The sequence below is a fragment of the Methylosarcina fibrata AML-C10 genome (genome assembly GCF_000372865.1).
GTDB lineage: Bacteria > Pseudomonadota > Gammaproteobacteria > Methylococcales > Methylomonadaceae > Methylosarcina > Methylosarcina fibrata.
Map to the genome: position 1 here is coordinate 4,748,345 of NZ_KB889965.1, position 23,000 is coordinate 4,771,344.

The window sequence follows — 23,000 nt, forward strand, 5'->3', positions numbered from 1 at the left end:
AAAAACGGACCTTCTATTCGCTTTCACAACTTGGCATTAAATATGCCTAGTTAAGGATACAGTCATAAACCCGGCGCCTTCAGCGATGAACAATAAGCCTGTTTTTTTTATATTAACCTTTGTTTGCTTGACTTCAGTCCGCGCGGAATCGTCGTTTCAGTCGCACGAGACCATTTATCAAGCGGCCAGAGAGTACATCGGACAAAATCTGACCGCTTCCGATGAATACGAGATCGATATGGTGCCCCTCGACAGTTTATTGACCTTGCCGGCGTGCAGCAAACCGCTGGAAGCTTTTACCACCGGGGATTTGACGAAAGTCAAGAGCGGTCGGGTTGCCGTCGGAGTGCGCTGCAACTCGGATAAAAAATGGTCGATCTTTATTTCCGCCATCGTCAAGGTTTATCAAAAGGTAGCCGTTTTAATCCAGCCGGTTAAACGGGGCGATACGATTACCCGTGGGCATTTTTCCATCGAACGAAGGGAAATAGCTAAATTCGGCGATGAGTTGATCACCCGGGCTGAGCAAGTCGAGAACAAACAGGCCTTACGCTTCCTGCCGGCAGGGACCATTCTTACCGCGAAAAACATAGCCGAGCCTAAACTTGTCAAAAAAGGAGACAAAATCATCATCAGCGCCAGCCAGCCCGGTTTCAGCGTGCGCATGAACGGCTTAGCCATGATGGACGGCGCTAAAGGACAAATCATTCGCATTAAAAACCAGACTTCGGGGCGAATCGTAAGCGCTACCGTTGTCGAACCCGGAATGGTTAGTGTCAATTTTTAATGTCCGCCAAAACCTGTTAAAGTTTCGCCGTAAACTGCCGATATAAGTTATAGACGAAACGAAACCGAGGTATTTGACATGACTATCGAATCCATAAAGGGTAGAACGAATCCTCTATCCCCCATCAAACCGGTACAAAAAATTGAAGTTAACGATCAAAAACAGGTGACGGCCCAAAGCGCCAAACCCGATCACGACATTGCCGTGACGACGGTCATACAGGGTATAAAAAGAACAGTTGACTCGTCCTCCGGAGCAGCCGTGGATATGGACCGGGTGAATGCGGTAAAGAAGGCGATCGCCGACGGAAGCTATAAGATTGACGCCGAGCAGATCGCGAAGAAAATGATTCAATTTGAAGAGTTAATGCCACCGGAAGACAGTACGTGATCATGATTGAAAAAACGTTTCCCCTCGTAGAAATACAAATCCTCAGTTTACTGAATGCAGTTGAAGAGCTTTATCGGCAACTGACCCAGGAAGCCGAAAGTCTGAAACAAACCCGGCAAGCCGACTTGCTTGGCCACATCGCCGGCAACAAGAATCGGCTGGTAAACCGGACGGAGCAGTTGAGCAAACAGCTTGAAGACCTGTTGTCCATGGAACAGTTGCCGTGCCATCAGGAAGGTATCCGGACTCTTTTCCGGCGCGCCGAATCGGCAGGTTTTTCGACTTCGGATACGGCTCACAGGTGGGCTCAATTGAGATCTCTCTCGGCCGCCTGCAAAGCTCTCAATGAACACAACGGCGCCTGCATCGAGCTTCTGGCTCGCCACACCCAGCGGTCGTTGCATATACTGAAAGGCAAGCCGGCCTTCGCTAACACGTACGGACCGGACGGCACGGCCCGAAGCGATTATTTTTCCCGCACTTCAATTTCGGTATAAGCGTTTACATTGATGGTTTCTTGCGGTTTTAACGAGTCATTTACAGGTGGCGGCTCGTTTGGCGGAATGGTTTTTGGTCAAGGCGTCCGTTAATCGCCGCGCATCTCGGGTTTGCGGCTCGGTCCAGCGCAGGCGCACAGTATAGAAAATATCGTTGTCCGGAAAACGCGGGGCGATCTTGACCTCCAGTCCTTGTTGCTCCAACCGGCTTTTAGCCGTTTGCGCATTCGTTTCATTGCTGAAGATGCCTAAAGAAATGGCCCCTTTCAATTCTCCTTCATTAATGATCTGCAGATCGCGGATTCCGTATTCGGTCTTTAAAACATCCGCATTGTGCAAGGAGCCTTCCATAGTCGACGAAGCGGGATAATAGACGACGTAACTGATGCGCTTTTGCGATTTTCCGGATTTGGCCGGCGATAGGCTCAAACTTTTCAGTTGAGGACGAAAGCGGTTAAGCAGGGCATGAAACGCCCCGTCATCTTTTATCGGACCTGCCGTATAACAGGCCGACGATACGCTGTCCTGTTTGGGTTGATTGTCCGGATTCGTTACTTTGGTTTGAGCCCGATCTGCATTGATCGAGCTTACAGTTTTCGTCACGGTTTTTTTTTCCGGAGCTGACAATTCTTTCTGCAGTGGAGAAGCGGCGCTGCCGGCTTTGTCTGGATTTTCTGCCGCCGGTTTCTCTTGCTTCAGCTTGGTTTTTTCGGAAACGCTTTCCGTACTGGCCGATTCTACCGTTTTTTCTTCGGAACCTGTGTTCTTTGTCTCACGACTGCCGGATACGGGAGAAACTACGCTTTCCGGACTCTCTTTCATTGCTTCTTCCGAAGGCTCAGCCGCTGTGTCGGCCGCTCTCTCATCCGCCGGCTTAACGGGTGGTGCCGCAGGGGAAAGATCGGCGCCGCCCGCTTTATCGATGGCCGTATCGCTGTCAACTGCGGTACGAGCCCCGGTTTCTCCCTGCGTTTCGTTCAAACTGCCGGCCGTCGGTGCCGGCCGGGCGTTTACCGGCTCTTGCATAGCCCTGTTAGCTTCAGGCGCGGCATTATTTTTTTCTTCGACCTTGACGGCGGGAGCGGCAGGACTCGGAGAGAGACCCAAGGAACCGGCCGACTCAGCCTGGATTTTTAGGTTGTCCGAGTAAGAGGCTTGCGGTTTCTGTTCGCTGCGCTCATCCGATTCGATTGCGTCGAATTCGAAGGCGCCGTAGCGAAACTCAACCATCAGCAAGACCGTATTTGCCAATAAAAATGCAAGCAGCCAATATCTCATGTCCAAATATCCGAAAGTGTCAAAATGAATGAATTTGTATGCTTATTACAGCAAAATAAAAAAGTGCATAGGAAAGAACGCAATGCCGTTAAGTCAAGCCGGATTCAGGTTTTTTTATTGGAGTGGCCAAGTCCGCCTGGTCGACCGGTCTCGTTATTGCCCAAGCCGGTTTGGCCGCTCCCGGCCGCTTATTTTAACGGCATTGAAAGATAACGGTTGGGTTCGTGCTAAACCGGGGGTGCCCGCTTGAACTCATACAAACAAATTCGCGGGCATCAGGTCGAATCTGTGGCAGCGGCGTCCGGCTCGATCGAGTACCCGCACGACAGATTGTTTATGATCCAATTTGATTTGATACCGCTTTAGTTTAGTCGTCTTTGGCAGAGAAGGAGGAAAACCGGCGAATTTCGACACGCATTGGCGAATGAACGACTTGCGCCTCATTCGTCGATGGCTGAGATTACATAAGACTCGATTAAAATCCGAACTCGATCAGACAGATTTCGGGATGTGCCTGAATCCGGACTGTGCTATTTAAGGCCGCCCGCTTAAAGTTTTCCGCGCGCCCTGTCTGCGTTTTTGAGTTCCTGCAATTTGCTGGATTGCCTGAAGCGATTCTTGCCCGCAATGTGCAGTAGGCGAAGAAATTTTGGGCATTCGAAATGGTTGGGCGCACTGCAGGCCGCTGCATGAAGAAGGCCGTTACGCATCTTGACCAATTCCTTGATTTTTCCGTCCAGCTCTCCCGCCTTGGTTAAAAGCAGCGTTCTGTCAATTTCAGGCCCTTCGGAAGTAAACATTCCGGCAATCTCGTCCAGCGAAAAACCGGCGCTACGTCCCAACGATATCAGGGCCAGCCGCGCCAATACGTCGGTGCGGAATTGACGGCGCAAGCCGATTCGGCCGGTGGACCGGATCAGCCCTTTTTCTTCATAGAAGCGCAGCGTTGAAGCGGGTAATCCCGATGCTTTTGCGACCTCGGTTATATCCATTGCGTCTCCTTTGACAATCAATACTTGACTTCAAGTCAACTTGAACTTGTATTCTGTCCCGGAACGCCGTCCGATGCAATAGGTAAATCATAAGGCGACGGCATTTATTTATCCATGAAGAATTTAAGGAGGGAATATGGAAGCGAGTTTTTGGCATCAAAAATGGGCCATGGGCGACATTGGTTTTCATGACGGCCGGGCAAACGCGTTATTGGTAGAACATTTCGGAAAATTAAATCCGGTCCGCAGCAGCCGCATATTCCTGCCGCTGTGCGGAAAGACGCGCGACATTGCTTGGCTCCTTGCCAGCGGTTATCGGGTCGTCGGCGCGGAACTGAGCGAGCTTGCCGTTAGCGAATTGTTTAAAGAGCTTGGCCTGGAGCCGGAAATCGTCGCCGCTGGGGCGATGGCTCACTACAGAGCTAAAGACATCGATCTGTTCGTCGGCGATGTATTTGATCTGTCTGCCCAATACCTTGGGCCTATAAACGCGATTTATGATCGCGCGGCGTTAGTCGCTTTGCCTGCCGACCTCAGGAGGAAATATGCCGCACACCTCGTCAACTTGACCGAGGCCGCGCCGCAGTTGCTGATTACTTATGAATACAGCCAGCCGCTGATGCAAGGCCCGCCGTTTTCAGTCAGTGAAGACGAGCTTGAGCAACTTTATGGCGCCGTCTATCAATTGAAATTAATAGAACGCAAGGACGTCGAGGGAGGGTTGAAAGGGAAAATTACGTCGACGGAGGCCGCATGGCTGTTGCAAAAAAGCTACTGAACAAGCGCCATAGCGAGGCTCTTCGTTGAAGCCACTAGGGCATTTTTAAATGACTTTTACAGGATGGAATGATTATGCCGAATATCGAATCGCTGGAGTTGTATATAGTACTGGGCGCTTTTGTCGGCTTTATGGCAGGCTTGTTGGGTGTTGGTGGTGGAGGCTTGCTGGTCCCTTTACTGGCATCCATTTTCACTGCTCAGGGCATGAGTGCGGGACATGTTGTTCATCTGGCGTTAGGCACTTCGTTAACGAGCATGATCGTTTCTTCAACCGCCAGCATTCGCGCACACTCGGCTCGAGGTGCCGTCGAATGGCGAATCGTCGGCAACATGGTCCCCGGAATTATTGTGGGCGCGTTTCTGGCTTCACAGGCCGCTGCGAAGCTTGATTCGGGTTCCATAAGCTGGTTTTTTGCACTGTTCATGGCGTTGGTAGCGACACGAATGTTTTTCGATTGGCAGCCGCAGCCCTGCCTGAAACCGATGACTGTGCGCGAATTAATTGGGGTTGGTCTCGGCATCGGTTCGGTGTCGGCACTTGCCGCGGTCGGTGGCGGTTTTCTTACCGTTGCCTATCTCGGCTACAAGAATATGGACATGAAAAGAGCCGTAGGCACGTCCGCCGCAATGGGTCTGCCCATTGCCGTCGCCGGCACGGTTGGCTATCTGATTGGCGGCTGGTCTGAAACATCGGGAGAGCCGCATACGCTTGGCTTTATCCATGTCCCGGCCTTTTTGGCCATATCGATAGTCAGCTTCGTTGCCGCTCCTCTCGGTGCACGCTGCTCCCAGAGTCTGCCGGAAATCGTTTTGAAAAGAATATTTGCCGTTATCTCGCTGGTGCTGAGCATCAAGATGCTGCTCTCGTTTGCTCGGCTCTGACCCAATGGCTGGGTAGGAACAATACGCTCGGGAACAATAGCAGGAATAAGAGGGTCAGGTTTTGCAACATGGCAAAATTCATTGGATCGCCTTGGGTCCGGGGAAAACTTAAAAATCAGATTTTTCTTGGCAATAAAGAGTGTGTACAGCAATTGCAAAGTCAAATTCAGGCCAAACCGGGCGAATTGCAAGACATTCTTCAACAATGCATGATCAATACTGGCGATACAAAAAGTGGATAACGACAATTGATGCCCAGGAAAAGTCCCGGACTTTTTTACACACTCGGGAAAATTAATTTTGCCGAGGTATTTGTCTTTTAAGGCTTCGCTTGTTTTTCTTCGCGTAACCGGACGCCACATAATGGCTGATTTTCTTGTTTTCTCCGGGAACCAGGCAAGCGCCGATGCGCTCCTGCAGGGCACGGTCGCTGACGGAAACGCGCTCATGCTGACGCAGGTGCTCAAGCCAGGATTCCACCATGAAGCATTCGATGTAGTGGTCGGCTTTGGCCGTATCCTGGAAAAGTTCCCAAAAGTACGCGCCGTCGCGTTTGCGGATTTTTTTTAATTGTTGTAATCCGTCATGAAATTCCCGGAGTTTGTCATTTGCAACCGTATATTCGATCGTCACCAGCACGGGGCCTTTGTCGTGTTCCGGAGCCTGATCGACCATCGGTAGCGGCCAGTGCATGGAAGGGCTGAAATCGACGTTGTCATACCCGCCGATGCGGTATCGCCAGGTGAGGAAAATGCCAGCGATCAAGCCGGCGGCAGCGATTAGAAAACTTGTTTCAATGCCGTAACGCTTGGCCAGATAGCCCCACAGCAAACTGCCGCCCGCCATGCCGCCCATGAATACCATCATGAACACGGATAAGCCGCGCGCTCTCACCCAATCCGGCAGGCTGCCCTGAGCCGCCACTTGCAGGGACGACATCACGCAGATCCAGGCCGCGCCCGCCAGCAGCATGGCCGCCAGCAAGACGTAAAGATTGTCCTGGGTGGCGAGAACGGCCGAAGCGCCGCCGTAAGCCAGAGTTGCCAGACGCACCAAATTGTCGGAACGGATGCGCTGCCGGATACGCGGCAGCACGACGGCAATCGTGACCGCACCCAAGCCGATGCAAGCCGTCAACAGGCCGTAGACGGAAGAGCCGGCGTGCAAGCGCTGATTAACCAGAATCGGCAAAAGCGCCCACAAGGCGGCGGCGAATGGAAAGAAGCCGATGCCCCGGAGCAGGATGGCAGGCAACAGACTGGAATGACGCGCATAGCGCAAGCCCGACCGCATCGCGCCCAGACAGCGTTCGGCGGGCAAACCGCTTTCGTTCGGGGTTCTTTTCCAGCAGGCGATGACGGCAATGACTCCCAGAAAGGAGACGGAATTGGCCAGGAACACGCTGGGCGCGCCGTAGAGGGTGATCAAATAACCGGCCACCGCAGGCCCGATCGCACGGGAAATATTGACGCCCAGGCCGTTCAAGGTGATGGCGGCATGCAGCTCTTCTTTGCCGACCAGTTCCGGCGTCACGGCCGACCAGGCCGGCATGCTCATTGCCGTGCCGCAGCCCAGCAAGAAAGTGAACAACACCAAAACCCAGCCCGTCGTCAACCCGGACAGGGTACAGAACAATAAACCCGAGGCGCTGGCAAACATCCAGAGTTGCGTTGCCAGCAAATAACGGCGGCGGTCCACAATATCGGCCAACGCGCCCGCCGGGATCGCCAGGAGCATGATCGGCAGCGAGGTGGCGGTCTGGACCAAAGCGACCATCACGGGGGAAGCCGTGATCGAAGTCATCAGCCAGGCCGCCCCCACGTCGTTCATCCAGGTACCGATATTCGAAACCAGTGTCGCCAGCCAGACGGCCAGAAACAACTTATTGGTCAGCGGTTGCCAGATCGATGGGTGCGGGTGTGTTTGACTTTGCGGCACCGGAGTCTTTTCCTCATCAGGGATTAAAATCGATAACTGGCCATCAGCATCAGAAAATCGACGTCCTCGGCTTTGACGGAACGCAGCGAGCCGCCCGTAAACAAATGGACGTAAGCGAAATTCAACTGAATGTTGCGGTTGACCTGCCAGCCCGCATCCAACGTCAGCTCGCTGCCGATAGAGCGTTCACGGCTTTGTTCCGTGCCCTCCAGCGGCTGGAACGGGTTGACGTAAAACGCATCGTGGACACTGTAACGCCAGAGAAAATCCCAGCCCAGGCTCAATTCCACGCCTTCCGCGATTTCGAAATCGACATAGGGATAAATATTCATTAAATTCGCCGGCACGACCAACGCGTTTTCGGAAAAATAGGCCAATTTGGGAAACAAGGGATTGAAGGTTTTCAGGGTACGGTCATGAGGATTGTCGTCGCCGCTGATGATGTCCATTTTCAATCCCAGCCGCGGTTTGAGAGCCACATGCGCCCAGCGGTAACCCGTATCCGACGCCGCGGTCCATGCCGAAATCGCATCCTTGCCGAAACGGCCGAATTGGTAGGCGAATTCGAAATTGTAATCCCAGCTTCCGGACCTCTGCCATAACCGGGTGCCGAGGGTATGCCGATGCTCGTCGGCAATGCCTTGTGTGTAATCCGCACCGGACCGGTCCAGGCCGAGGTAGTAAAAATCCATGTTGGGGGCATACCGGGCCGCCGGCCGGTTGAATACGGAATAAAGGCCCCAGAAGCGCTGGCCGTCGTCGTCCCGGTCGTCCAATACGCCTCGCCTTAATTCCAGCGGCACGGCATAAAAGGCGTCCACCGTAAAACCGCCGCCCTTGAAACCGGCGCGCACCGCATCGAAACTGCGGCGAATGTTCGGATTATTGCGGACGGAAACCAGCCGCTCGGAACCGAAACTCATTTCCTGCCTGCCGCCGCGGATCGTCAGCGTATGGCTTCCCAAAGGCCATTGCACTTCCGCGAAACCTTGCGGCAGGTCGAAATGGTCTTCTTCGACCGGGGATTTTTCGTTGGCCTTGCCGAACACATAATGGCTGCCGAACTGGACAAAGGTACGAAAGTGCTTGCCCAGATGCAAATCGCCGTGCAGCAAAACTCGGTGAAGGAGATAATCGTCGTCTTTGAATTCCGCCAGGCCGAACTCATAACCGTGAAGGTTCTGGTAACGTTCCCGCAACTCGCCGCCCAGGCTTAAATAGGCGTCCGGAAGAAACGGCAGGGCGATGTATTTGACGTCGTCTCCCAAACCGTGCCGCTTTTTGGGATCTTTCATCGCCCGATAATTTTCTTCGTAGCGAAGGGTTTTAAAGGCGGGCGGCGCAGGTTCGGTGCCGGACTCCCCATAAGCAGGAAAGCCCATCGTCAGACTCGGCAGGAGCAGCAAACTCCGATAAGCCATGGGCATCGAAAAAACTCACGCCCAACAACTGCAGCCCAAAACGCCCCAGAAACTTTTCAAATCGGCCGCCGGAACAGGGCTTTGAAAAGCCCGGGCATGGGCATGGCCGTGGATGCCGCAAGCCGTGCCGCAGGCGCAGGCCCGTGCCAGGGCGTTGGGATGCGCCTGCCGTGCGGCCATATGATAGCCGCCGTATCGGATCACCGGCGACCAGGACGGGGAAATCGGTAGCGCGGGCGGGTCGAATTCCTTGAATTCCCGGTCGCCGTAGACGATCTCGCCGCCCACGACGGTCATCACGGCATTCAGGTTTTTCAGATCGTCGTCCGCGATCGTCATCATGTCTTCGGGCAACACGGCAAAGTCGGCATACTGCCCGGCGACGATCGCGCCTTTCTTGCCGTGTTCCGTGGAAAACCACGCCGAGCCCTCGGTGTACAACCTCAACGCCTCTTCGCGCGACAGGCGATGGGCGGGCGGATAAAGGGTCAGTCCGCCCACGGTCTTGCCCGTCGCCAGCCAATAAATGCCGATCCAGGGGTTATAGCTGGCGACGCGCGTGGCATCCGTCCCCATGCCGACGGGAATCCCGGTGGCCAGCATCCGTTGAATCGGCGGCGTGGCTTCGGCCGCCTTGTCGCCGTAACGCGCGACGAAATCCTCGCCCTGGTAAGCCATGCGGTGCTGGATGGCAATGCCGCCGCCCAACGCCTTGATACGGTCCAGGTTGCGCTGGGTGACGGTTTCGGCATGGTCGATGAACCAGTTTAAGCCATTCAGGGGAAACTCGGCATTGACCCGCTCGAACACGTCCAGAAAGCGGGAAATCGATTCGTCATAAGTGCCGTGAATGCGGAACGGCCAACGGTTTTCCGCCAGATGCCGTACGACGCGGTAAAGCTCGTCTTCCAGGCTGGCCGCCAGATCGGGCCTCGGCTCCTTGAAATCCTCGAAATCGGCGGCGGAAAACACCAGCATTTCGCCTGCGCCGTTGTGGCGGTACATGGGGGAGCCTTGGCCGGGCTTGAGCTGCTGGGTCCAGGCCTGGAAATCCTCCAGTTCCTTGCCCGGCCGTTGGGTGAACAGGTTGTAGGCGATGCGGATCGTCAACTGCTTGTCTCGGGCAAGTTGCTCGATCACCCGATAGTCTTCGGGATAATTCTGGAAACCGCCGCCCGCGTCGATCGCTGAGGTTACGCCCAGCCGGTTCAGTTCGCGCATAAAGTGCCGGCTGGAAATCAGTTGATCTTCCGGCGCCAGTTTCGGCCCCTTGGCCAGGGCGGCGTACAGAATCATCGCATTCGGACGCGCAATCAGCAAACCGGTCGGCTGGCCGCTTCCATCCCGTTGAATTTCGCCGCCCGGCGGATCGGGGGTGTTTTTATCGTAGCCGCATGCCCGCAATGCGGCGCGGTTCAGCAGGGCGCGGTCGTATAAGTGCAAGATAAACACGGGCGTATCCGGCGCGATCGCATTGATTTCTTCCAGCGTGGGCAGGCGCTTTTCCGCGAACTGGTGTTCGGTAAAGCCGCCGACCACGCGCACCCATTGCGGCGGCGGCGTGATCGCCACTTGCTGCTTCAGCATTGTCAGAGCGGTTGCGACGTCCGGCACGCCGTCCCAGCGCAGTTCCATCAAATAACTCAAGCCGCCTCTAATGAGGTGCAGATGGCTGTCGATAAAACCCGGTATGACGCGCTTGCCTTTGAGGTCAACGACCGGAGTGGACGCGGTGGCCAGTTTCATGACCGCAGCCTCGTCGCCGACGCGGAGGAACACGCCGTCCTTGACGGCGACGGCGTGGGCTTCGGGGTTTTTGCGGTCCAGCGTGGTAAAACGGCCGTTTCTGAAAATCGTGTCCGGCGTAGGGGCGGTATTCATCGTAAGACCCTCCAATCGGTTTTAAGTAGCTTGCGCTATTTTTTCATCGCTTCCTGCAATTTGAAATAACTGGTCATCAGGTTGCGGTAATTAGGCAGGTGATTCGACAGCAAAGTCGCCAGTCCTTCCATGTCGTTGCGCCAGTCCCGCTGCAATTCGCAGGCGACCGCAAACCAGTTGACCAGTTGCGCGCCGGCCTGCGACATGCGGTCCCACGCACTCTGCCGGGTGGTCAAATTGAACGTGCCGGACGCATCGGTGACGACAAAGACCTCATAACCTTCTTCCAAAGCCGACAAGGTAGGGAACGTCACGCACACGTCGGTCACGACCCCGGCGATGATCAGTTGCCTGCGTCCGGTCGCTTTGACTGCTTTCACAAAATCTTCATTGTCCCAGGCGTTGATCTGTCCGGGACGGCGGATGAAAGGCGCATCGGGGAAGCGTTCGAGAATTTCCGGAACGATCGGCCCGTTGGGGCCTTCGTCGAAGCTGGTCGTCAATATCGTCGGCAACTGAAAGAATTTGCCGATGTCGGCCAGCGCGATCACGTTGTTTTTGAAGTCGTCGGGGCTGAAATCCTGCACCAGTGAAATCAGCCCGGACTGGTGGTCGACCAACAGCAAGGCGGCATCGTCTTTGTTCAGTTTTTTGTATTTCGCATTCATGGTGATCTCCGTAATAATTATTTAATAAGCCACACGGATGCCTAAAAGTGCGAGTCGTGTGGGTGATTGAAAGTTCATGGCTTGACCCATGCTATCGAACGGGTCAAGTCATTCTACGCGCGTTCGGTATCGGAACAATCATTCATACCAATTGCCCCTCCCGATAATCCGCAAGCGCCTGTTCGATCTCATCGCGCGTGTTCATCACGAAGGGACCGTACTGAACGACCGGCTCGCGCAAGGGCTTGGCCGAAAGCACCAGAAAAGAGGCACCTTCCTTCCCGGCATGAACCTCTATATGATCCCCACCGGAAAGTACGCCGACGGCATGGAGTGCCAAGGGCTGCCTTTGGGCAGTCGGGCCGATTTCGGCCGAGCTTTCGTAAAGATATACGAAGGCGTTGTGCCCTTCTGCAACCGGGTGGACGAAATGGCCGTCCGCCGGAAGATGGACGTCCAGGAACAAAGGCTCGGTACTGAGTCCCTGGACGGGTCCGGCGACAACCCGGCCTGCCACTTGTGCGCTGCCGGCAATGACTTTTACCCGGCTTCCGTCCTTAAGGTCGAGCAGGGGAATGTCCTCCGGCTGAATGTCCCGGTACGCGGCGGGCTTCATTTTTTCCCGTGCCGGCAAATTCACCCACAGTTGGAAACCGCGCATGCGGCCGCTTTCCTGCTGCGGCATTTCGGAATGGATGATGCCGCGGCCGGCGGTCATCCATTGCACCGAACCGGGTTTCAAATCGCCGCGGTTGCCCAAGTGATCCCGATGCAGCATGTGGCCGTCGAGCATGTAGGTCACCGTCTCGAAACCCCGGTGCGGGTGGTCGGGAAAGCCGGCAATATAATCGTCGGCGTTGGTCGACGAAAATTCGTCCAGCATCAGGAAGGGATCGAGGCGCGCCGCCTGGGATTGGCCCAGGCTACGCAGCAGCTTGACGCCGCCGCCGTCGGTGGCAGGCAAAGCCTTGATGATTTGTTTCAATGTACGCGTGGTCATATCGTGCTCCTCACATTGCTGTAGCGACATCATCGGAAGCTGCCAGAGAGGCGAGCTGCTGTTTGGCTTCGGCCAATGCCGATTCCTTGCTGGCTTCGCCCATGTTGAGTCCTTCGGCATACACGAACCCAACGTCGGTGATGCCTAGAAAGCCCAGAAAGTTCCGTACATAACCGGTTTGGCCGTCAAGCGGCGTGCCAGCGTACAGCCCGCCCCGAGCGGCGAAAATATACGCCTTCTTGCCGGTCAGCAGCCCTTCGGGGCCGTTCGCCGTGTAACGAAACGTCACGCCGGCCCGGGCGATTTGATCGAAGTAGGCCTTGAGTGTCGACGGAATGCTGAAGTTGTACATCGGCAGGCCGATCACCAGGATCTCGGCTTGTTTGATTTCATTGATCAGGGCGTCCGACTCGGCCACCAAAGTCCGTTGTTCCGGCGTCCGCGCTTCGGGCGCTGAAAAAAAAGCGGTTACCCGCTGCGCGTCCAGGTGCGGCAGGGGTGCCTGCGCCAGATCGCGAAGAATCACTTGGGCATTCGGATGATGACTGCGCCAGGCGGCGACGAATTGGTCGGCCAGTTGGCTGGACTGGCCGCCGGAAGAGAAAATGCTGGAGTTGATTTGGAGCAGGGTTTTCATGGATGTTCCTCCGTTGCTGAATGTGGCTCCATTAAACATCCAATTCATTCGATAAAAAAGTATAATATTTTGCTTATAACTATCTATCAATTGGATAAATAATGAAGACTTCTCCTATTACCCTCAAACAATGGCGCTCCCCGATCGTAGTAGCGAACGCCGGAGAGTACGCCCAGGCGGAGGAAATCCTGAAGAAGAGCCAATCGACGGTAACTTATGCCGTGCAAGAATACCCGCCACTTCAATCGCCGACATCGATGCGTCGGACATCCGTCTCATGGCCGCAATCATGACTACTGAAAATTCCGTCCCCATTCTCTGCGTCTGCGACGTTAACAAGACCTACGCCAGTGGTTTTCAGGCGCTCAAAAAAATTAACCTGGAAATAAAACGCGGCGAGATATTCGCCTTGCTCGGCCCCAACGGCGCGGGCAAGACGACGCTGATTAACATCATCTGCGGCATCGTCAAGGCCAGTTCCGGACGCGTCATTGTCGACGGTCACGACACTGTGCGGGACTATCGCGCGGCGCGGGCCGCCATCGGATTAGTCCCGCAGGAACTTTACACGGACTCGTTTGAGTCGGTCTGGGCCACGATCAAATTCAGCCGGGGGCTGTTCGGTAAGGCGCCCAACGCCGCCTATCTGGAAAAAGTGCTGCACGATCTGTCCTTATGGGACAAGCGCAATGCGAAGATCATGACGCTTTCCGGCGGCATGAAACGCCGGGTGCTGATTGCCAAGGCTCTAGCTCATGAACCGGCGATATTGTTTCTTGACGAGCCGAGCGCCGGCGTGGACGTGGAGTTACGACACGACATGTGGCGCATGGTGCGTGAGCTTCGTGCGCAGGGTACCACCGTCATACTGACCACTCATTACATTGAGGAAGCCGAAGACATGGCCGATCGCATCGGCGTCATCGCCAAAGGGGAACTGATCGTTGTTGAAGATAAAAACGTATTGATGCACAAACTCGGTAAAAAGCAGCTAACGTTGACATTACGTCAACCCTTGACCCGTATACCGGCAGAACTCAGCGTTTGGTCGTTGGCGCTTGCCGACGACGGACACGCCCTGGTGTATAGCTTCGACGCCCGGGAAGAAGAAAGCGGCATCGCTACGCTGCTGCGCTCGCTGAACGAACACGGCATCGACTTCAAAGACTTGCGTTCCAGCGAGAGTTCCCTGGAGGACATCTTTGTCAATCTGGTTCACCAGCCCAAGGAGGCACTGAAATGAACATCCATGGCATTCGCGCCATTTACCGATTCGAAATGGCGCGCACCTTTCGCACTCTATGGGAGAGTATCGCCGCACCGGTGCTGACCACCTCGCTTTACTTCATCGTATTCGGCAAAGCCATCGGCTCGCGTATGGGCGACATCGACAGCGTCAGTTACGGCGCCTTCATCATCCCGGGGCTGGTCATGCTGAATTTGCTGAACGAAAGCATCTCCAATGCGTCTTTCGGCATTTACATGCCCAAGTGGGCGGGAACGATTTATGAGCTGCTTTCGGCACCGGTTTCGTGGGTCGAAGTGCTGATGGGTTACGTCGGAGCGGCGGCGACCAAGTCGGTGATTCTGGGTTTACTCATTCTGGGCACCGCCCGCATTTTCGTGCCCTACGAGATTGCCCATCCAGTGTGGATGATTGCCTTTCTTTTGCTCACGTCAGTGACTTTCAGTTTGTTCGGCTTTATTATCGGCCTGTGGGCCGATAATTTTCAGAAACTTCAGGTGGTGCCGATGTTGATCGTCACTCCGCTCACCTTTTTGGGCGGCGCGTTCTATTCGATCCATATGTTGCCCCCGTTATGGCAAAAGATTACCCTGTTCAATCCGGTGGTGTATCTGATTAGCGGCTTTCGCTGGAGTTTCTATGATATTGCCGACGTGCATATCGCCATGAGCCTTGGCATGACGATGGGCTTTCTCATCCTCTGCCTGATTTTTGTAGGATGGGCGTTTAAGACGGGGTACAGGATTAGAAACTGATGCGGCGATCATGATCCTGATGCAAATCAATAAACAAGCGATACTTTCGTAGCCTTGACAGGGTCATCGGGATCGCATTGTACTTGCTCCCTTCTTACGGGTGGAAGTACCCGGACGTCATTTTTTCGAGATCTATGTTGAGACCTCCCGGTTCGGGTCCGGATTTTTACAATCCGGACCAAGGCAGTTGATCTTCTCATTCTGCAAACTCCATTCGCTCGCCATGGCACGCAGGCAGTCCTCTCCATACAGCGTCAAAATTCAGTCATACGCCTACCGGAAAATTTTTCTTTTACCGGCGCGGCCTTATCTTTGCTGCCGAGGGTGACAATTTTTTGCCGAATCGGGATTTTTCCACGGCCCATTTCTTGAACATAAAGGCGTCCGGAATTTTTCATTACCGATATCCTACTGAAAAATAAAATAAAAAAATTACCGGTATGGTATTTGCTTAAGTAACGGAAAAGCAGCTACGAAGTGAGGAAAAACCATGTCGGTAAATTTTGATAAAGCGCTCGGAATTCATACCCAGGCGCTCGCATTACGGGAAAGACGCAGTGAAGTTCTGGCATCCAATCTGGTAAATGCCGATACTCCCGGCTACAAAGCCCGCGATCTCGACTTTAAATCCATTTTCAAACAACACATGCCTTCGGAAGTCAATCTGGAGCGCACTCAGTCAGGCCATATGACCCCGCCTCAACAAATTCTGGGCGCCCGGTTAATGTACCGTAATCCGAATCAGGCTTCTCTCGACGGCAACACCGTCGAAACGCATGTCGAACAAGCGAAATTTGCGGAAAATGCGGTGCAGTATCAGGTCAGCCTGAGCTTTATCAACAATAAATTGTCGGGGCTGATGACGGCTCTGAGAGGTGAATGATCATGTCGAGTTTTAACATTTTCGATATCGCCGGCAGCGGCATGAGCGCGCAGTCGCTGAGGCTGAATCTGGTCGCCAGCAACATCGCCAATGCCAACAGCGTCAGCAGCAGCCTGGAGACCGTTTATAAATCGCGGCAGCCGGTATTTGCCGCCGAGCTGAAGAATGCCATGGACCGGCAGAATTTGGGAAGCAACGTCAACGTATTGGGCGTGGTCGAGAGCCAGGCGCCGACGGTGATGGAATACGCTCCCAATCATCCGATGGCCGATAAAGCCGGCTATATTTACAAACCCAACGTGAATACGATTGAAGAAATGGCCGACATGATGTCGGCATCGCGTTCCTATCAAAACAATGTGGAAGTTTTGAACACGGCGAAGGAATTGATTCTTCAAACCTTGAGAATGGGAAAGTAGAGGATTTGTCATGGCTATTGGATTAGATGCAATTAGCGCGTTGGGTCTGTCGAGCACGGAAACGTCCGCTCCTAAAAAGCAATCGCTGGGGCAGGAGGAATTTCTGAAATTAATGACGACGCAACTGACGCATCAGGACCCGACCAAGCCGATGGAAAACGGCGATTTTCTTGCGCAAATGGCTCAGTTCGGAACGGTGTCGGGGATTCAGGATCTGCAGAATTTGTTTAAAAGCTTTGCTTCTTCGATCAGTTCGGACCAGGCCTTGCAGGCTTCCAGCCTGGTCGGGCGCTACGTCTCGATACCTTCGAGAGAAGGCGTGTTGCCTGCGGGCGGCGAAATCAAAGGTCAACTGGATCTGCCCGGCAATGTTTCCCGCGTGACACTGAAGATCGTCGATGCCCAGTCGGGAGAAACGGTCCGCACGCTGGATCTGGGTAGCCATTCGTCAGGCGCGGTGCCGTTTGCCTGGGACGGCTACAACGACAATAACGTCCTCGCGCATCCGGGCGTCTATCGGCTGGAAGCGGCGGCCGACGTGAACGGTGTCAATACCGCTTTAGCCACCGAGGTTTTTTCAAAGGTGGAAAGCGTAGTTCTGGGCAACGGACAGCAGGGCGTCAGCGTCAATCTCGAAGGTCTCGGCACCATCGGCTTCAATGAAATAACACAGATTCTTTAATATCGGAGGATAGAACATGTCTTTTGTTACGGCAATCAGCGGTTTGAATGCAGCGGCAACCAATCTGGCGGTGACCGGCAATAACATCGCCAACGCGAACACCACCGGGTTCAAGCAATCCCGGGCGGAATTCGCCGACGTTTACGCCTCGTCCCTGAGCGGAGTCAGCACTACCCAGCCGGGGTCGGGGGTGCGGGTCACCAACGTCGCCCAGCAGTTCACGCAGGGAAATATCAATGTGACCGGAAATAATCTGGATCTGGCGATCATCGGTGAAGGTTTTTTTTCTCTGGGTACTGACGCCACTTCGGATCGTCCTTCCATTTATACGCGATCCGGCGAGTTCAAGCTGGATAAGGACGGTTATGTAGTCAACAACCAGGGCAATTTCCTGCTGACCTTCAAGCCGAACGGAACCACCGTTGAAGAAGGCTTCAGCACCGGAGTCATGCAGCCATTGCAAGTGAACGGTTTGCAGGGAGCTCCGCAAGCCACGACTTCGATCGGCATCAGTGCGAATCTCCAGTCCACGCAAACGGCTCCGGCCAATTCCCCGGTGGATCCCGCTGATCCCAATTCCTTCAATCACATGTCGTCGCTGACGGTCTACGATTCCCAGGGAAATTCCCATATCGTGGAGACTTATTATGTAACTCAGAGCCCGACGACGCCGAATACCTGGTCTGCTTACGTATTTGTCGACGATAAGCCGATTAATCTGGACGGTTCGGTTGCACCGGAACCGCTCGATGGAACTCAGACGTCGGTGACGATGACGTTCGATACGTCAGGAAAGCTCACTTCGCCGGTTGGGCCTACCACTTACGGAGCGATTACGTCCACCGATTTGAATCCTACCTTGAATGTCGAGCCGTTGGCTTTTACTTTCGATTTTGCCAATACGAGTCAGTACAACAGCGTATTTTCGGTCAATAAGTTATCTCAAGACGGTTTTCCGACAGGCAATCTGACCGGTATCAGCATCAGTGACGACGGCATCGTCTTTGCCAATTACAGTAACGGCAATTCCGAACCGTTGGGAATGGTGGCAATTACGCGCTTCGCTAACCCCCAAGGATTGAATAAGGCAGGGGACACCACTTGGACTCAGAGCTCGGCTTCGGGCGAATCCCTTACCGGAGAGCCCGGAAAAGGCAGTAACGGCACGGTCAAATCGGGAGCGCTGGAGGCTTCCAATGTCGACCTGTCGGAACAATTGGTCCATCTGATCATTGACCAGCAGGCATATCAGGCCAACGCCCAAACCATCAGCACGGAAAACACCATTACCCAAACCATTCTAAACATTCGCTAGCCTTGAGGTAGGAGAGCCGTTATGGACAAAAGCCTGTATATTGCAATGAGCGGCGCCAAACAAACGCTGCTGGCGCAAACGGCCAACGCCAATAATTTGGCGCATTCGCAGACCACCGGATTCAAAGCGGATCTGGAGCAATTTCGCAGCATGCCGGTTTTTGGTCCGGGTTTTCCTACCCGTGTCTACGCCATGACGGAAAGGCCGGGAACGAATCTGGCCGCCGGCTCCCTGCAGAGCACCGGGCGGGAACTCGACGTGGCGGTGGACGGAGAAGGCTGGTTGGTGGTTCAGGACGCGGAAGGAAAGGAAGCCTATACCCGCGCCGGCGATCTTCGAATTACCCCGGAAGGGTTATTGCAGAACGGAGCCGGCTTGCCGATTCTGGGACAGGACGGTCCCATTGCCGTGCCGCCGTCGCAGAAACTGGAAATAGGCGGCGACGGCACGATCAGCATGGTACCCCTGGGGGCTAGGGCATCCAATATGGTTGTTCTCGATCGGATCAAATTGGTCAAGCCGGCGATGGACAACCTGGAAAAAGGCAATGACGGTCTCATGCGCATGAAAGACGGAAAGACGGCGGCGCCCAGTGCCGAAGTGACTCTTGTGCAGGGTGCGCTGGAAGGAAGCAACGTCAATGCCATCGGCGCGATGGTGGAAATGATCGAATTGGCCAAAAACTTCGAATTGCAAACCAAAGTCATGAAGAGCGCCGATGAAAACGCCGGCGCAAGCGCCAGGCTCATGCAGATGGCATAAACCCTGCATCGGTTAGGTCGAGACAAATTTTTGACAGCGAGGAAACTATCATGACAGAACGCGCACTATCGGTCGCTCAAACCGGTCTGGAGGCCCAGCAAACCCGCATGGCGGTCATTGCCAACAATCTGGCCAACGTCAACACCACCGGATTCAAAAAATCCCGGGCGATTTTCGAAGATCTGGTTTATCAAAATATCCGCCAGGTCGGCGCTCAATCTACGCAGAATACGGAATTACCCTCCGGGCTGCAACTGGGCACGGGAGTCCGAACCGTCGCCACCGAAAAACTGCACACCCAGGGTAATATTCAGCAGACTGAAAATTCGCTGGATGTGGCCATAAACGGCCGGGGATTTTTACAAGTCCTGATGCCTAATGGCGACATCAATTACACTCGGGACGGTTCCTTGAAACTGGATTCAACCGGCCAGTTGGTGACTTCCGGCGGTTTGCCTCTGGAGCCGTCGATCACGATTCCCAACGATGCCATCAGCATTACCATTGGCCGCGACGGGACGGTTTCTGTTCTGCAGCCGGGCAATGCCACGCCGGTCCAGGTGGGCCAGATCGAGACGGCCGATTTCATCAATCCGACGGGCTTGGAACCGGTGGGCGAGAATCTTTACCGGGAGTCCGTCGCCAGCGGCACGCCCGTCCTCGGAACGCCGGGGGATCAGGAATACGGACCGCTGCTGCAAGGTTCCTTGGAAACCTCCAACGTCAACGTGGTTGAAGAACTGGTCAACATGATTGAAACGCAGCGGGCCTATGAGATGAATTCCAAGGCCATTTCAACCACAGACCAGATGCTGTCCTTCGTGACGCAACAATTGTAGGGTTAATAGCATGATTTTCCCTAAGCTCGGCTTCATCGGCGCAGTGCTCGTCATGCTCGCGGCCTGTACGCCGATACCGCCCAAAGATCCGGAATTTGCTCCCGTTGCGCCCGTTAATCTGACGCCTCCGCCTCAGAGCAATGGCTCAATTTACCAGTCGGGTTACGATATGCGGTTATTCGAAGACAACAAGGCCATGCGGGTCGGCGACGTGCTGACCATCCGGTTGCAGGAGCTAACTCAGGCACGCAAGGCGGACGATCTGAATGCGAAAAAAGATCTAGACGTCTTGCTCACGGCTCCGTGGGTGGCGGGATTCGATACGTCGGTTATTACCGGCAATGATTTGAAAACCGAATTGGCCGCCAAAAGGGACTTCAAAGGCGAGGGCGAGGCCAACCAGAGCAACAGTCTGGTAGGCGATATTTCGGTCACTGTCGTGGAAGTCTTGCCGAACGGCAACTTGAGGGTGCGCGGTGAAAAGAGAGTGACGCTGAACCAGGGGGACGAATACATTCGGTTGTCGGGTATCGTCAGAACAGTCGACATCGATCCTTCCAACACGATTTCTTCGGATAAGGTGGCCGATGCGACCATCATGTATACCGGCAGCGGGGCCATGGCCGATGCCAGTAAGATGGGATGGCTTTCGAGGATTATCTACAGTCCCTGGTGGCCTTTCTAAATTTTATGGAGGCTGAAAGATGAAGTGTATGCGTAAAATGATTGTTGCTCTAGCCCTGCCGGGGCTCTTTCTTGGCAGTTTAGTCCATGCCGAACGCATCAAGGACATCGCTTCCATCGAAGGCGTCCGCACGAACCAGTTGGTAGGCTACGGTCTGGTGGTGGGTCTGGATAAATCGGGGGATAAAAACAAGTTTACCGGTCAAACCTTGCGCAGCATGCTCGGACGTTTCGGAGTAACCTTGCCGCCGGGCATCGATCCCAAAGCCAAAAATATCGCGGCCGTGGCGATTCAGGCGGAACTTCCGGCTTTTGCCAAACCCGGTCAAACGATCGACGTTACCGTGTCTTCGATCGGCGATGCGAAAAGCCTTCGTGGCGGCACGCTGCTGATGACGCCTCTGAAAGGAGCCGACGGGCAGGTCTATGCGGTCGCACAGGGGAGCCTGGTGGTCAACGGCTTGAGCGCCTCGGGGAAGGACGGATCGAGCATTACCGTCAACAATCCGAGCGTCGGCCGCATTCCGAACGGGGCCACCGTCGAGCGCATAGTCAATACGCCCTTTTCCGCTAATAACGAATTGATTTTCAATTTGCATACCGCCGATTTTACTACCGCCAATCGCATGGCGGAGTCGATCAACAACGAACTCGGAGCCGATACCGCAAGGCCCGTCGATGCCGCCTCGGTCAGAGTCAGAGGGCCTTCCGATCCCGGATTAAAAGTTTCGTTCGCCGCCATGATTGAAAATATTCTCGTGGCTCCCGACGAGGCGCCGGCCAAAATCATAGTCAACTCCCGTACCGGCACGGTGGTGATCAACAGCAAGGTCAGGGTCCAGCCTGCGGCCGTGTCTCACGGCAATTTAACGGTGACGATCGACGAAAATCCGCAGGTCAGCCAGCCTTATGAATTCTCGCGGGGGCAAACGGTGGTAACGCCCCAATCCGACGTGAGTGTTAGTGAAGAAAAACAACGTATGTTTGTATTCAACGCCGGCGTTTCCCTGGATGAAATTGTCCAGGCAGTCAACCATGTAGGAGCGGCGCCCAGCGATCTGGTGGCCATCCTCGAAGCTCTTAAATCGGCCGGTGCCTTACGGGCCGAATTAATCGTCATCTAAATAGGAGTTCACATGCTACCTGTCAATCATGCCGATACGTACACCAGCTTTGATGGGCTGGCCAAGTTGAAAAGCGAGGCCAGGAAAGAATCTCCCGAAGCATTAAAAGCAGCCGCCAAACAATTCGAATCGATTTTTTTGAATAACGTGCTTAAAACCATGCGGGAAGCCAAATTGGCGGACGGCATACTGGATAACGATCAGAGCCAGTTTTATAGCGAAATGTACGATCAGCAATTGGCGCTGCATATGTCGGGATCGGTGGGGCTGGCCGATTTGGTCGTCCGGCAGATGAAGCGCGAGGGTGAGGAGTCCGACAACAACAGAAAAATGGATCTTGAGGATTATCTGAACCGTTCGTCCACGGCTTCCAAACCCGTCGCCGGGCCGCACGGAGCCGTCGATAAGGTGGCCGGCACCAAAGAAGATCTGGAACGTCGGTCGGATGATGACGGCTGGGAGATTGAAAATCGACCGGAGAACGCCTCTCCGGCGCAGCGGCCCGAACGTCATCCCGGAATCGCCGGGAGACGAGCCGGAAACTGGGCGGATTTCGATGAAGAAAACGGCGATTTCAACCAATTTACCGAATTCCGGTTAAAGAATGGAGCGGCCGGGCCGATACATTCTTCACAAGACTTCGTCAGAAAATTGCACCCTCTGGCAGAACAGGCAGCCAGAGAGTTGGGCGTGGCACCTAAAATGCTATTGGCGCAGGCGGCGCTGGAAACCAACTGGGGGCGTTCATTGATAAGGCACAGCGAGGGCAGCAGTTTCAATTTATTCAACATCAAAGCCGACAAAGCCTGGCAAGGAAAGAAGACTCAGGTTAGTGCGTTGGAGTTTGAACACGGCATGGCCAAAAAGGTGACTTCGCCTTTTCGATCCTACGCCTCCTTCGAGGAAAGTTTCCAGGATTATGTGAGTTTTATAAAGAGCAATCCGCGCTACGACGATGCGTTGAAGCAGGCAGGCAATCCGGAGCATTACATGCACAAACTACAGCAGGCAGGGTATGCGACCGATCCCAACTATGCGGAAAAGGTACTTAAAATTTATTACAGCAATGCCATGAACGAGTTTGAATCCGATCTCGCGATGGCAATGAATAAATGATCCAGCTTATTAGTTACTTACCGA

At 54.3% G+C, this 23,000-nt stretch carries 26 protein-coding genes; 17 read left to right on the forward strand and 9 right to left on the reverse strand.

Annotated elements, in window-relative coordinates:
- Positions 1–85: 85 nt before the first annotated feature.
- The 3 genes from flgA (at position 86) to A3OW_RS0122520 (ending at position 1,674) form a co-directional block, all read left to right on the forward strand.
- Positions 86–787, forward strand: a complete 702-nt coding sequence (gene flgA / locus A3OW_RS0122510; RefSeq protein WP_020565722.1) for a flagellar basal body P-ring formation chaperone FlgA — start codon at positions 86–88, stop codon at positions 785–787.
- Between the two features lie 78 nt (positions 788–865).
- The gene (gene flgM / locus A3OW_RS0122515) at positions 866–1,177 is read left to right on the forward strand and encodes a flagellar biosynthesis anti-sigma factor FlgM (protein WP_020565723.1); all 312 of its coding nucleotides are present in this window, start codon (positions 866–868) and stop codon (positions 1,175–1,177) included.
- Between the two features lie 2 nt (positions 1,178–1,179).
- Positions 1,180–1,674, forward strand: coding sequence for a flagella synthesis protein FlgN (locus A3OW_RS0122520; protein ID WP_026223861.1), 495 nt, complete (start codon positions 1,180–1,182; stop codon positions 1,672–1,674).
- 36 nt (positions 1,675–1,710) lie between these two features.
- On the opposite strand, the gene A3OW_RS0122525 is transcribed toward A3OW_RS0122520, so the two are convergent.
- Complete coding sequence (locus A3OW_RS0122525) at positions 1,711–2,952, reverse strand: SPOR domain-containing protein (protein ID WP_020565725.1); 1,242 nt, start codon at positions 2,950–2,952, stop codon at positions 1,711–1,713.
- 548 nt (positions 2,953–3,500) lie between these two features.
- Positions 3,501–3,944, reverse strand: a complete 444-nt coding sequence (locus tag A3OW_RS0122530; RefSeq protein ID WP_020565726.1) for a helix-turn-helix domain-containing protein — start codon at positions 3,942–3,944, stop codon at positions 3,501–3,503.
- Positions 3,945–4,080: 136 nt separating this feature from the next.
- Here A3OW_RS0122530 and tmpT point away from each other — a divergent pair, with 136 nt between their 5' ends.
- The 3 genes from tmpT to A3OW_RS28060 all read left to right on the forward strand — a co-directional run bounded on the left by tmpT (position 4,081) and on the right by A3OW_RS28060 (position 5,848).
- Positions 4,081–4,722: a thiopurine S-methyltransferase gene (gene tmpT / locus A3OW_RS0122535; protein ID WP_020565727.1), complete on the forward strand. Its 642-nt coding sequence runs from the start codon at positions 4,081–4,083 to the stop codon at positions 4,720–4,722.
- A 74-nt stretch (positions 4,723–4,796) separates the two neighbouring features.
- Positions 4,797–5,606 (forward strand): sulfite exporter TauE/SafE family protein, encoded by an 810-nt coding sequence (locus A3OW_RS0122540; RefSeq protein WP_033412992.1) that lies wholly within the window; start codon positions 4,797–4,799, stop codon positions 5,604–5,606.
- Between the two features lie 68 nt (positions 5,607–5,674).
- Complete coding sequence (locus tag A3OW_RS28060) at positions 5,675–5,848, forward strand: hypothetical protein (RefSeq protein ID WP_020565729.1); 174 nt, start codon at positions 5,675–5,677, stop codon at positions 5,846–5,848.
- Between the two features lie 52 nt (positions 5,849–5,900).
- Here the strand turns inward: A3OW_RS28060 and A3OW_RS0122550 are convergent, their stop codons facing one another.
- The 6 genes from A3OW_RS0122550 to A3OW_RS0122575 all read right to left on the reverse strand — a co-directional run bounded on the left by A3OW_RS0122550 (position 5,901) and on the right by A3OW_RS0122575 (position 13,151).
- Entirely contained in the window at positions 5,901–7,544 is a 1,644-nt protein-coding gene (locus tag A3OW_RS0122550; RefSeq protein ID WP_083918269.1) for an MFS transporter, read from the reverse strand.
- A gap of 23 nt (positions 7,545–7,567) precedes the next feature.
- Positions 7,568–8,971 carry an alginate export family protein gene (locus A3OW_RS0122555; RefSeq protein ID WP_232422420.1) on the reverse strand — a complete coding sequence of 468 codons (1,404 nt, stop codon included), beginning with the start codon at positions 8,969–8,971 and terminating at the stop codon, positions 7,568–7,570.
- A 9-nt stretch (positions 8,972–8,980) separates the two neighbouring features.
- Complete coding sequence (locus tag A3OW_RS0122560; protein ID WP_020565732.1) at positions 8,981–10,846, reverse strand: amidohydrolase; 1,866 nt, start codon at positions 10,844–10,846, stop codon at positions 8,981–8,983.
- Positions 10,847–10,881: 35 nt separating this feature from the next.
- Positions 10,882–11,514: an isochorismate family cysteine hydrolase YcaC gene (ycaC, locus tag A3OW_RS0122565; RefSeq protein WP_020565733.1), complete on the reverse strand. Its 633-nt coding sequence runs from the start codon at positions 11,512–11,514 to the stop codon at positions 10,882–10,884.
- Positions 11,515–11,656: 142 nt separating this feature from the next.
- Entirely contained in the window at positions 11,657–12,514 is an 858-nt protein-coding gene (locus tag A3OW_RS0122570; protein WP_020565734.1) for a pirin family protein, read from the reverse strand.
- A 10-nt stretch (positions 12,515–12,524) separates the two neighbouring features.
- A complete protein-coding gene (locus A3OW_RS0122575; protein WP_020565735.1) occupies positions 12,525–13,151 on the reverse strand; it encodes an FMN-dependent NADH-azoreductase in 627 nt (208 codons plus the stop codon).
- A 289-nt stretch (positions 13,152–13,440) separates the two neighbouring features.
- Between A3OW_RS0122575 and A3OW_RS0122580 the strand changes: the two genes are divergently transcribed.
- The gene (locus A3OW_RS0122580; protein WP_033412995.1) at positions 13,441–14,394 is read left to right on the forward strand and encodes an ABC transporter ATP-binding protein; all 954 of its coding nucleotides are present in this window, start codon (positions 13,441–13,443) and stop codon (positions 14,392–14,394) included.
- Positions 14,391–15,152, forward strand: a complete 762-nt coding sequence (locus A3OW_RS0122585; protein WP_020565737.1) for an ABC transporter permease — start codon at positions 14,391–14,393, stop codon at positions 15,150–15,152. The genes A3OW_RS0122580 and A3OW_RS0122585 overlap by 4 nt, the downstream gene beginning before the upstream one ends.
- A 254-nt stretch (positions 15,153–15,406) precedes the next feature.
- On the opposite strand, the gene A3OW_RS28065 is transcribed toward A3OW_RS0122585, so the two are convergent.
- Positions 15,407–15,550 carry a hypothetical protein gene (locus A3OW_RS28065; RefSeq protein ID WP_020565738.1) on the reverse strand — a complete coding sequence of 48 codons (144 nt, stop codon included), beginning with the start codon at positions 15,548–15,550 and terminating at the stop codon, positions 15,407–15,409.
- Positions 15,551–15,642: 92 nt separating this feature from the next.
- Here A3OW_RS28065 and flgB point away from each other — a divergent pair, with 92 nt between their 5' ends.
- The 9 genes from flgB to flgJ are packed head-to-tail and all read left to right on the forward strand — an operon-like array spanning position 15,643 to position 22,976.
- Positions 15,643–16,035, forward strand: coding sequence for a flagellar basal body rod protein FlgB (gene flgB, locus A3OW_RS0122595; protein ID WP_020565739.1), 393 nt, complete (start codon positions 15,643–15,645; stop codon positions 16,033–16,035).
- Positions 16,036–16,037: 2 nt separating this feature from the next.
- Positions 16,038–16,454: a flagellar basal body rod protein FlgC gene (gene flgC / locus A3OW_RS0122600; protein ID WP_026223862.1), complete on the forward strand. Its 417-nt coding sequence runs from the start codon at positions 16,038–16,040 to the stop codon at positions 16,452–16,454.
- A gap of 10 nt (positions 16,455–16,464) precedes the next feature.
- Positions 16,465–17,136, forward strand: a complete 672-nt coding sequence (locus A3OW_RS0122605; protein ID WP_020565741.1) for a flagellar hook assembly protein FlgD — start codon at positions 16,465–16,467, stop codon at positions 17,134–17,136.
- 16 nt (positions 17,137–17,152) lie between these two features.
- Positions 17,153–18,451, forward strand: coding sequence for a flagellar hook protein FlgE (gene flgE, locus A3OW_RS0122610; protein WP_020565742.1), 1,299 nt, complete (start codon positions 17,153–17,155; stop codon positions 18,449–18,451).
- A 21-nt stretch (positions 18,452–18,472) separates the two neighbouring features.
- Entirely contained in the window at positions 18,473–19,213 is a 741-nt protein-coding gene (locus tag A3OW_RS0122615; protein ID WP_020565743.1) for a flagellar basal body rod protein FlgF, read from the forward strand.
- Positions 19,214–19,263: 50 nt separating this feature from the next.
- Positions 19,264–20,052, forward strand: a complete 789-nt coding sequence (gene flgG, locus A3OW_RS0122620; protein WP_020565744.1) for a flagellar basal-body rod protein FlgG — start codon at positions 19,264–19,266, stop codon at positions 20,050–20,052.
- A gap of 10 nt (positions 20,053–20,062) precedes the next feature.
- A complete protein-coding gene (flgH, locus tag A3OW_RS0122625; protein ID WP_020565745.1) occupies positions 20,063–20,737 on the forward strand; it encodes a flagellar basal body L-ring protein FlgH in 675 nt (224 codons plus the stop codon).
- Between the two features lie 28 nt (positions 20,738–20,765).
- Positions 20,766–21,860 (forward strand): flagellar basal body P-ring protein FlgI, encoded by a 1,095-nt coding sequence (locus A3OW_RS0122630; protein WP_020565746.1) that lies wholly within the window; start codon positions 20,766–20,768, stop codon positions 21,858–21,860.
- Positions 21,861–21,872: 12 nt separating this feature from the next.
- Positions 21,873–22,976 carry a flagellar assembly peptidoglycan hydrolase FlgJ gene (flgJ, locus tag A3OW_RS0122635; protein WP_020565747.1) on the forward strand — a complete coding sequence of 368 codons (1,104 nt, stop codon included), beginning with the start codon at positions 21,873–21,875 and terminating at the stop codon, positions 22,974–22,976.
- Positions 22,977–23,000: the final 24 nt, after the last annotated feature.

Bases quoted from the DNA above. Each gene is read 5' to 3' on its own strand.
- flgE (WP_020565742.1), top strand. From the start codon at position 17,153: ATGTCTTTTGTTACGGCAATCAGCGGTTTGAATGCAGCGGCAACCAAT.
- A3OW_RS0122540 (WP_033412992.1), top strand. From the start codon at position 4,797: ATGCCGAATATCGAATCGCTGGAGTTGTATATAGTACTGGGCGCTTTT.
- flgJ (WP_020565747.1), top strand. From the start codon at position 21,873: ATGCTACCTGTCAATCATGCCGATACGTACACCAGCTTTGATGGGCTG.
- A3OW_RS0122570 (WP_020565734.1), bottom strand. From the start codon at position 12,514: ATGACCACGCGTACATTGAAACAAATCATCAAGGCTTTGCCTGCCACC.
- A3OW_RS0122555 (WP_232422420.1), bottom strand. From the start codon at position 8,971: ATGCCCATGGCTTATCGGAGTTTGCTGCTCCTGCCGAGTCTGACGATG.
- A3OW_RS0122520 (WP_026223861.1), top strand. From the start codon at position 1,180: ATGATTGAAAAAACGTTTCCCCTCGTAGAAATACAAATCCTCAGTTTA.
- A3OW_RS0122580 (WP_033412995.1), top strand. From the start codon at position 13,441: ATGACTACTGAAAATTCCGTCCCCATTCTCTGCGTCTGCGACGTTAAC.
- flgG (WP_020565744.1), top strand. From the start codon at position 19,264: ATGACAGAACGCGCACTATCGGTCGCTCAAACCGGTCTGGAGGCCCAG.
- A3OW_RS0122630 (WP_020565746.1), top strand. From the start codon at position 20,766: ATGCGTAAAATGATTGTTGCTCTAGCCCTGCCGGGGCTCTTTCTTGGC.
- A3OW_RS0122615 (WP_020565743.1), top strand. From the start codon at position 18,473: ATGGACAAAAGCCTGTATATTGCAATGAGCGGCGCCAAACAAACGCTG.
- A3OW_RS0122585 (WP_020565737.1), top strand. From the start codon at position 14,391: ATGAACATCCATGGCATTCGCGCCATTTACCGATTCGAAATGGCGCGC.
- flgM (WP_020565723.1), top strand. From the start codon at position 866: ATGACTATCGAATCCATAAAGGGTAGAACGAATCCTCTATCCCCCATC.
- flgA (WP_020565722.1), top strand. From the start codon at position 86: ATGAACAATAAGCCTGTTTTTTTTATATTAACCTTTGTTTGCTTGACT.
- A3OW_RS0122525 (WP_020565725.1), bottom strand. From the start codon at position 2,952: ATGAGATATTGGCTGCTTGCATTTTTATTGGCAAATACGGTCTTGCTG.
- A3OW_RS0122575 (WP_020565735.1), bottom strand. From the start codon at position 13,151: ATGAAAACCCTGCTCCAAATCAACTCCAGCATTTTCTCTTCCGGCGGC.
- flgC (WP_026223862.1), top strand. From the start codon at position 16,038: ATGTCGAGTTTTAACATTTTCGATATCGCCGGCAGCGGCATGAGCGCG.
- A3OW_RS28065 (WP_020565738.1), bottom strand. From the start codon at position 15,550: ATGAAAAATTCCGGACGCCTTTATGTTCAAGAAATGGGCCGTGGAAAA.
- flgH (WP_020565745.1), top strand. From the start codon at position 20,063: ATGATTTTCCCTAAGCTCGGCTTCATCGGCGCAGTGCTCGTCATGCTC.
- flgB (WP_020565739.1), top strand. From the start codon at position 15,643: ATGTCGGTAAATTTTGATAAAGCGCTCGGAATTCATACCCAGGCGCTC.
- A3OW_RS28060 (WP_020565729.1), top strand. From the start codon at position 5,675: ATGGCAAAATTCATTGGATCGCCTTGGGTCCGGGGAAAACTTAAAAAT.
- ycaC (WP_020565733.1), bottom strand. From the start codon at position 11,514: ATGAATGCGAAATACAAAAAACTGAACAAAGACGATGCCGCCTTGCTG.
- A3OW_RS0122605 (WP_020565741.1), top strand. From the start codon at position 16,465: ATGGCTATTGGATTAGATGCAATTAGCGCGTTGGGTCTGTCGAGCACG.
- A3OW_RS0122560 (WP_020565732.1), bottom strand. From the start codon at position 10,846: ATGAATACCGCCCCTACGCCGGACACGATTTTCAGAAACGGCCGTTTT.
- A3OW_RS0122530 (WP_020565726.1), bottom strand. From the start codon at position 3,944: ATGGATATAACCGAGGTCGCAAAAGCATCGGGATTACCCGCTTCAACG.
- tmpT (WP_020565727.1), top strand. From the start codon at position 4,081: ATGGAAGCGAGTTTTTGGCATCAAAAATGGGCCATGGGCGACATTGGT.